Genomic DNA, 4,365 nt, shown 5'->3' with positions numbered 1-4,365 from the left:
CGCCGAAGTCACCCACCTCGAACTGGCCGACTTCGACATCCCGATGTACAACGCCGACCTGGAAGCCCGGGGCACGCCGCCCGACGTGATGAAGCTGAAAGAGCTCATGCACGCGCACCCGGCCTGGATCATCTGCTCGCCCGAATACAACGGCAGCTACACCGCGCTGCTCAAGAACACCATCGACTGGGTCTCCAGCCCGGTCAAGGGCGATGCGATCTGGCAGGACGGCTTCCGGTCCTTTCGCGGCAAGGTGGTCGGCGTGCTCAGCGCCTCGCCGGGCGCGCTGGGCGGCCTGCGCTCGCAAAGCCACCTGGTGCCGCTGCTGATCAACTCGCAGTGCTGGGTCGCGCCCACGGCGTTTGCGTTGGGCAACGCAGCCGATGCGTTTGATGCCGATGGCGAACTGCGCCAGGACGCCCACCGCAAGAGCGTGCAGGCCGTGGTGGACCAGGTGCTGTTTGCGGCCGGGCGGCTGGCGGCGTAATGCTTGCAGGCGGATCGGAATTTGCTATGCTTGTTATAGCTAAAACCCTTTATATTCATTGGACTAGAAGCATTTTTTATTAAAAATTTCGACCGCAGCAGACGCGGGCTGCAGGTACGCGCAAAAATTGCTCTGCATCAAGGCACCCGGGCGCCATAGGGCATAAACTGAAACGCGTATCTGGCCGAAGTCGCCACAACGCCCCATGGAGACCAGTTTGCTGCCTGCCTACATCACCCATGCCGACTGCGCGCGCCACGAAATGGGCGCCGACCACCCTGAGTGCCCGGAACGCCTGGGCGCCATCAACGACATGCTGCTGGTCAAGGGCCTGCTCGACTACATGAGCCCCTACGATGCGCCGCTGGCCACGCTGGAGCAGCTAGGGCGTGCCCATGCCTCGCGCTACGTCACGGAGTTGCTCGACGCCTCGCCGGTCACGGGCTACCACCGCGTTGACCCCGACACCGAGATGAACCCCTTCACCACCACGGCGGCGCTGCGTGCCGCCGGCGCGGCCGTGCTGGCCACCGACCTGGTGCTATCGGGCGAGGCGCCCACGGCTTTTTGCTGCGTTCGCCCGCCCGGCCACCATGCCGAGCGCGGCGCGGCCATGGGGTTTTGCTTTTTCAACAATGTGGCTGTCGGCATACGCCACGCCCTCGCAGCGCACGGCCTGCAGCGCGTGGCGCTAATCGACTTTGACGTGCACCACGGCAATGGCAGCGAGGACATCTTCAGGGGCGACGAGCGCGTGCTGATGTGCTCCATTTTCGAGCAGGGTATCTACCCGTTCACGGGCGACAATGCCACGGGCGCCAACATGGTCAACGTGGGCCTGCCCTCACGCTCGGGCAGCGACAAGTTCCGCGACGCCGTCAGCCAGCACTGGCTGCCCGCGCTTGACGCCTTTGCGCCCGAGCTGATCTATATCTCGGCCGGTTTTGACGGCCACCGCGAGGACGACATGGGCAACATCGGCCTGCTGGAGTCCGACTACGCATGGGTCACGCAGCAACTCATGACGGTGGCCCGGCGCCACTGCCAGGGCCGCGTCATCTCGTGCCTGGAAGGCGGCTACATGCTCAGCCCGCTGGCACGCAGCGCGGCTGCCCACATTCAAGTGCTGATTGGCGCCGACTGAGCGCCAGGCCAAGACAAAGACAGAGTCACACCGCATGGACAAACACTACCTCACCCCCCTTTTCTGCCCCGAATCCATCGTGGTCTTTGCCGGTCAACTGGAAGACCCGGCCAGCCAGACCCCGCAGGCCAGGGCGCTGCACGCAGCGCTGCGGGCCCAGCGCTACACCGGCACCCTGCGCTTTCTGGACATCCACACCAGCGGCACGCTGGCCGACCTGGCACAGTCCCGGGCCGACCTGGCCATCATTGCGCTGCCGCCCCAGGACATTGCCGCCGCGCTCGAAATTGCGGGCCGCATGACCTGCCGCGCGGCGCTGGTGATCTCCAGCGGCATCAGCGCCGACCAGGCCGACGCGCTCAAGAAAATCGCGCGCCGCGCCGGCGTCTACCTGCTCGGCCCCAACGGGCTGGGCCTGCAGCGCCCGCTGCTGCAGCTCAATGCCAGCGCCGCCGGGCCGCTGGCCCGGGCCGGTTCGCTGGCGCTGGTGTCGCAGTCAGGGGCGCTGACCTCGTCGATCCTGGACTGGGCCAGCAACAACGCGGTCGGGTTTTCATCGGTCGTGTCACTCGGCCCCAACCCCTCGGTAGACATTGCCCAGGTGCTGGACTTCCTGGCCAATGATGCGCAAACCCAGAGCATCGTGGTCTACCTCGAAGGCATTACCAACGCGCGCTGCTTCATGAGCGCGCTGCGCTCGGCGGCCAATGCCAAGCCGGTGGTGGTGCTCAAGGCTGGCCGCAAGCCGGCCGGCAATGAAGCAGCGCAAACCCACAGCGGCGCCATCGTCGGCAGCGACGACGTATTTGACGCCGCACTGCGCCGCGCCGGTGCGGTCCGGGTGCGCTCGTTTGTCGAGCTGTTTTCAGCGGCCAAATGCCTGGCCTCGCGCTACCGCCCGGTCGGCAAGCGCCTGGCCATCGTCACCAACGGCGGCGGGCCCGGCGTGCTGGCGGCCGACTGGGTCAATGAAATCTTTCTGCAACTGGGCCGGCTCTCGCCCGAATCGGCCAGCGCCCTGAAGCCGCTGCTGCCCGAACTGGCCTCGCTGGTGGACCTGATCGACCTGTCCGAAGACGCCAGCCCCGACCACTACAAGGCGGCCATAGACGCGGCCGGCAAAGACCGCCAGATCGACGGCGTGCTGGCGATTTACTCGCCCAAACCCGGGGCCGACCCGGCCGAGATGGCGCACGCGCTGGCCGAGGTCAAGCGCAGCATCGGCAAGCCGCTGCTGTCGTGCTGGATGGGCGACTCGTCGGTCGCGGCGGCGCGCGGCATTCTGAACGACGCCGCCATTCCCAGCTTTCGCACGCCCGAGGCCGCCGTCGGCGCCTTTGGCAACATCGCGTCGTTCTACCAGAACCAGTTGCTGCTGCAGCAAACCCCGCCGCCCCTGTCCACGCTGGCCAAGCCCGACATCGAAGGCGCGCGCCTCGTCATTGAAAACGTGCTGGCCGAGCGCCGCACCGTGCTGACCGAGATGGAGTCCAAGACCCTGCTCGCGTCGTTCAACATCCCGGTCACCAAGACCATCCTGGCGCGCGGCGCCAACGAGGCCATGATGATCGCCACGCAACTGGGCTTTCCGGTGGCGCTCAAGATCGACTCGCCCGACATCAGCCACAAGTCCGATGTGCAGGGCGTGATCCTCAACGTCATGAACGCCGCCAGCGTGCGCGACAACTACAACGACATGCTGCAACGCGTGACCCGGCTGCTGCCCGAGGCCCGCATCAACGGCGTCACAGTGCAAAACATGGCCGGCCACCGCCGTGGCCGCGAGATCTACATCGGCCTGGTCACCGACGACCCGTTTGGTCCCGTGATTGCGTTCGGCGCGGGCGGCACCATGATCGAGCTGATCAACGACCGCGCCATGGAACTGCCCCCGCTCAACCAGTTTCTGGCGCGCCGCCTGATCGAGCGCGCCCGCGTGGCCGAAACGCTGGGCGAGTGGCGCGGCGCCAGCGCCGTCGACCGCGAAGCGCTGGAGCAGGTGCTGCTGCGCGTGTCCGAAATGGTCTGCGAGCTGCCCCAGTTGCGCGAGATGGACATCAACCCCCTCATCATCGACGAGACCGGCGCGGTGGCGGTCGACGCCCGCATCGTCGTGCACAACGCGCCGCAGGCGGCCAGCGGCCATGCCAACCAGTACAACCACCTCGCCATACTGCCCTACCCGGCGCGCTACGAGCATGTCTGGCCGCTGCGCGGCGGCGGCGAATACACGGTGCGGCCCATCCATCCGGACGACGCCCACATGCTGCAGGAGCTGATGCACAACCTGTCGCCCGAAAGCCGCTATTTCCGCTTCGTTTCCTCGCTGGTCGAGCTGCCGCCCACCATGCTGGCGCGCTTCACGCTGATCGACTACGACCGCGAAATGGCGCTGGTCGCCGTGTTCAAGGAACGCCGGGCCGGACCGGACGGCGAGATGTCGGAGGCCGAGCGCATCGTCGGCGTGTCGCGCTACATCACCAATCCCGACCGCGCCAGTTGCGAGTTCGCGCTGGTGGTCGCCGACGACTTCAACGGCAAAGGCCTGGGTTCGCGCCTGATGCAAAGCATCATGGACGTGGCGCGCGACAAGGGCCTGGCCGAGATGGACGGCCTGGTGCTGGCCAACAACCCCGGCATGCTCAAGCTCATGCGCAGCCTGGGCTTTGCCGTCAAGCCCTTTGCCGAAGACCCCGATTTCAAGCTCGTGACGCACGCGCTGTGAGCGCGCGTC

The 4,365-nt window shown here is 66.5% G+C and carries 3 protein-coding genes; all 3 read left to right on the top strand.

Annotated elements, in window-relative coordinates:
• A partial coding sequence (locus IV091_RS07205) for an NAD(P)H-dependent oxidoreductase (RefSeq protein ID WP_293467012.1) occupies nucleotides 1-487 on the top strand: 487 nt, incomplete at its 5' end.
• 205 nt (nucleotides 488-692) lie between these two features.
• On the top strand, nucleotides 693-1,631 hold the full coding sequence (locus IV091_RS07200; protein ID WP_293467011.1) for a histone deacetylase family protein: 939 nt from the start codon (nucleotides 693-695) through the stop codon (nucleotides 1,629-1,631).
• 34 nt (nucleotides 1,632-1,665) lie between these two features.
• Entirely contained in the window at nucleotides 1,666-4,356 is a 2,691-nt protein-coding gene (locus IV091_RS07195; RefSeq protein WP_293467010.1) for a bifunctional acetate--CoA ligase family protein/GNAT family N-acetyltransferase, read from the top strand.
• The last annotated feature ends 9 nt before the right edge of the window (nucleotides 4,357-4,365 follow it).

It is taken from the genome of Polaromonas sp., from assembly GCF_018780625.1.
GTDB lineage: Bacteria > Pseudomonadota > Gammaproteobacteria > Burkholderiales > Burkholderiaceae_C > Polaromonas.
Note: the sequence above shows the minus strand (reverse complement) of the source record. Positions and strands in the feature narration are given on the sequence as shown.